Annotated in this window: 2 protein-coding genes; one reads left to right on the top strand and one right to left on the bottom strand. The window is 55.9% G+C overall.

Annotated features, from left to right (window positions below; translation table 11 throughout):
• Positions 1 to 97: 97 nt before the first annotated feature.
• Positions 98 to 2,488, bottom strand: coding sequence for a glucose/quinate/shikimate family membrane-bound PQQ-dependent dehydrogenase (locus L977_RS19410; protein ID WP_032637492.1), 2,391 nt, complete (start codon positions 2,486 to 2,488; stop codon positions 98 to 100).
• A gap of 208 nt (positions 2,489 to 2,696) precedes the next feature.
• On the opposite strand from L977_RS19410, the gene hpt reads away from it, so the two are divergent.
• Positions 2,697 to 3,233 carry a hypoxanthine phosphoribosyltransferase gene (gene hpt, locus L977_RS19415; protein ID WP_014882585.1) on the top strand — a complete coding sequence of 179 codons (537 nt, stop codon included), beginning with the start codon at positions 2,697 to 2,699 and terminating at the stop codon, positions 3,231 to 3,233.
• The last annotated feature ends 55 nt before the right edge of the window (positions 3,234 to 3,288 follow it).

Genomic DNA, 3,288 nt, shown 5'->3' on the forward strand with positions numbered 1-3,288 from the left:
ATGTCCCCGAACACCTGTCTACCATGTCCCCGGACCGTACACCCACGGGGAGAGGGAACAGACACTAAAAACGGCAACTTTCGTTGCCGTTTTGCTTTTACCTTGCGTCGTCAGGCAGCGCATACGCGACGATATAGTCGCCCATCTTCGTGCCAAACGAACCGTGACCACCCGCAGAGATGACAACGTACTGCTTGCCATTCACTTCATAGGTCATCGGCGTTGCCTGTCCACCCGCAGGCAGACGGCCTTGCCACAGTTTCTCACCGTTGGTCATGTTGTACGCGCGCAGGTAGTTATCTGCGGTTGCCGCGATGAACAGCACGTTACCGGCGGTAGAGATTGGGCCACCCAGCATTGGCATACCCATATTGAACGGCACCGGAACCGGCATCGGGAACGGCATGCTGTCCTGTGGCGTACCAATACGTTTTTTCCACACAATCTGGTTGGTTTTCAGATCCAGACCGGAGATGTAACCCCAGGCAGGCTGTTTACACGGCAGACCAAACGGTGACAGGAACGGGTTCAGGGTCACGCCATACGGTACGCCGTACTGCGGCTGGATACCGGCTTCGGTACCGCTGCCTTTTGCATCTTTCGGCTGTTCCATTGGGTTGCCCGGACCGCGTGGGATCAGGCGGGAAACGAACGGCAGCGCCATTGGGTTGGCGATAGCAACCTGACGGTTCGGGTCGACGGAAATACCGCCCCATTCGAACATCCCCAGGTTACCCGGGAAGACCAGCGTGCCCTGCTCAGAAGGTGGTGTGAAGATGCCTTCATAGCGCAGCTGATGGAACATCACGCGGCATACCAGCTGGTCAAACATGGTGGCACCCCACATGTCTGCCCCGCTCAGGTCTTTCTTCGGACGGAAGCTCAGGTCAGAGAACGGCTGCGTTTTAGAGACGTAGTCGCCTTTCGCCGCGCCCTGCGGAACCGGTTTTTCCGGCGCAGGCACAACCAGCTTGCCGTTGCTGCGATCCAGCACGAAGATGTTGCCCGTCTTGGCCGGAGCGTAAATCACCGGCACGGTTTTGCCGTTAACGGTAATGTCCGCCAGCGTCGGCTGGGACGGCATATCCATATCCCACAGATCGTGGTGAACGGTCTGGTAGCTCCATGCCAGCTTACCGGTGGTCGCGTTCAGCGCCACGATGGCGCTCGCATAGCGCTCCTGTTCCGGCGTGCGGTTACCGCCCCAGATATCTGGCGTGGTCACACCCATCGGCAGGTACACCAGGTCCAGCTTCGCGTCATACGCGGCAGGCGCCCAGGAGTTTGGCGAGTTGAAGGTAAACGTGTGTTCGTCTGATGGAATCGCGTTAGGATCTTTCGCGCCCGGATCGAAGGCCCACAGCAGTTTACCGGTGTTCACGTCGAAGCCGCGGATCACGCCCGAGGTTTCACGCGTGGAGAAGTTATCCGTCACCGAACCGGCAATCACGATGGTTTTATCGGTGATAATTGGCGGAGAAGTCGGTTCATACAGACCCGGCGTGGTGTCCGGCATGTTGGTCTGCAGATTCAGGATACCTTTGTTGGCGAAGGTTTCGCACAGCTTGCCCGTTTCTGCGTTGATGGCAAACAGACGGCCATCGTTCACAGGCAGCATAATGCGGCGAGGACAGTCGGCAACTACTTCCGGACTCGCATTATCCGCACGCGCTTCGTGGTAAGAGACGCCACGGCAGGTCACGTGCTGGAATGACGGGTTGGAATTCAGCTGTGGATCGAAGTGCCATTTCTCTTTACCGGTGGCCGCGTCGAGCGCGAACAGACGTTGGTGCGCCGTACACAGATAAAGCATGTTGCCGACTTTAATTGGCGTCACTTCGTTGGTCAGTTCGCCCGGATCGTTCGGCATCTTCAGGTCGCCGGTACGGAATACCCAGGCTTCTTTCAGGTTTTTAACGTTGTCCGCGTTGATCTGCTTAAGCGGGGAGTAACGCTGACCTTCCTGGTTACGGCCATAGGCCGGCCAGTCACCGTCAGCAACCTGCGAGATAGCCGCCGCAGGGGTAGACTCCGCATTCAGCGTCCCGTTGATCTCCTGCGGATCGTTAAAACCGGCCCAGGTGAGCATACCGCCGCTGATGAGCAACGCCACCAGCAGTGCCGCCACGGCACCGCGGGATGGCACAATCAGGCGACGCCAGACGAACGGCAGGATCAGCCAGATACCGAAGAAGACCAGGATGTCGCTGCGCGGCGTCAGTGCCCAGAAGTCGAAGCCGACTTCCCAGACGCCCCAGATCATGGTTGCGAGGAGTAAAACTGCATACAGCCACAGTGCAGATTGTTTTCTACGCCAGAGCAGGACGGTTACGCCAAGCATAACCAGGCCCGCGATTGGGTAGTACCAGGAGCCGCCGATCGCGACCAGCCAGACGCCACCGATTAACAGGTACAGGCCGCAGAAGGCGGCGAATAACGCTGTTAGTGTCACCAGTAGACGCGGCTGTTTAGAGTGTGTTTCAGCCATAGAAAGTGTACTCGTCAGTTTTTGTTAATAATTTGCTAGCAACTAATTATAGGTATTAACAAGTGTGATCGGAATCACAATATTTGCTTTTTATAACTCATACGCCAGGCTTATCCATTTGCTGATATAATGGCTGGCTTGCGTATCAATGCCTGAAGTGAGTTCATCTGCATTGAGAGATTTTCATTAAAATCATATGGTTAGTAATATGAAACATACTGTTGAAGTGATGATCCCGGAAGCCGAGATCAAAGCGCGTATCGCCGAACTGGGTCGTCAAATCACCGAACATTACAAGGACAGCGGCAGCGAAATGGTGCTGGTTGGTCTGTTGCGTGGCTCTTTCATGTTCATGGCGGACCTGTGCCGTGAAGTGCAGGTGCCTCACGAGGTCGATTTTATGACCGCCTCCAGCTACGGCAGCGGCATGTCCACAACCCGTGATGTGAAAATCCTGAAAGATCTGGATGAAGATATTCGTGGCAAAGACGTGTTGATCGTGGAGGATATTATCGACTCCGGTAACACGCTCTCTAAAGTGCGCGAGATCCTGAGCCTGCGCGAGCCGAAATCACTGGCAATTTGTACGCTGCTGGATAAACCTGACCGTCGCGAAGTGCAGGTCCCGGTAGAGTTTGTCGGTTTCTCCATTCCGGACGAATTCGTGGTGGGTTACGGCATCGACTACGCACAGCGTTATCGTCATCTGCCGTATGTGGGAAAAGTGGTATTGCTGGACGAGTAAACGAGTTGGGTGCGGCCTGATGCCCTCACCCCGGCCCTCTCCCACAGGGAGAGGG

This window comes from Enterobacter sp. ZOR0014 (assembly GCF_000798855.1).
GTDB classification, from domain to species: domain Bacteria; phylum Pseudomonadota; class Gammaproteobacteria; order Enterobacterales; family Enterobacteriaceae; genus Enterobacter; species Enterobacter kobei.